General features: G+C 73.1%; 1 protein-coding gene. It reads left to right on the top strand.

What is annotated here, in order from left to right; all coding sequences use genetic code 11:
• Positions 1–20 precede the first annotated feature (20 nt).
• Positions 21–506, top strand: a 486-nt coding sequence (locus tag ABD323_RS45720) for an ATP-grasp domain-containing protein (RefSeq protein ID WP_425556377.1), incomplete at its 3' end; no start/stop codon positions are given.

Genomic DNA, 506 nt, shown 5'->3' with positions numbered 1-506 from the left:
TGCTGGAGGAGTTCCGTCCGGTGCCCATGCTCCACCGGGCGATCCCCGGCGGGCCACTGCCCGAACCGGCCGACGGCATCGTCACCTTCAGCGAGCGGATGCTGCCCGCCACGGCCCAGCTGGCCGAGACGCTCGGCCTGGAGTTCCACACCCCGGACTGCGTGGTCGGGCTGACCGACAAGCAGCGGCAACGTGATCTGGTCGCCGCGGCGGGCATCGACTCGGTGCGCTACCGGCTCGCCCACGACCCGGGCGAGCTGGCCACCGCCCTGGCCGAGGTGGGGGCTCCGGCGGTGGTCAAGCCCAAGCGCGGGGAGGGCAGCAACCACGCCTACCCGGTGCACGGCGAGGCCGACGCCGCTGTGGTCCTCCGGCTGTTCACCGACGACTGGCCGGTGGACGCCCCCGGCCGGCCGCTGGTGCTGATCGTCGAGGAGTTCCTGGCGGACGCTCCGGCCCGCACCGGGATCGGGAACTACGTCTCGGTCGAGAGCAGCTTGAGGGTG

This window comes from Kitasatospora nipponensis (assembly GCF_039528135.1).
In the GTDB taxonomy this organism is placed as follows: Bacteria; Actinomycetota; Actinomycetes; order Streptomycetales; family Streptomycetaceae; genus Kitasatospora; species Kitasatospora nipponensis.
Note: the sequence above shows the minus strand (reverse complement) of the source record. Positions and strands in the feature narration are given on the sequence as shown.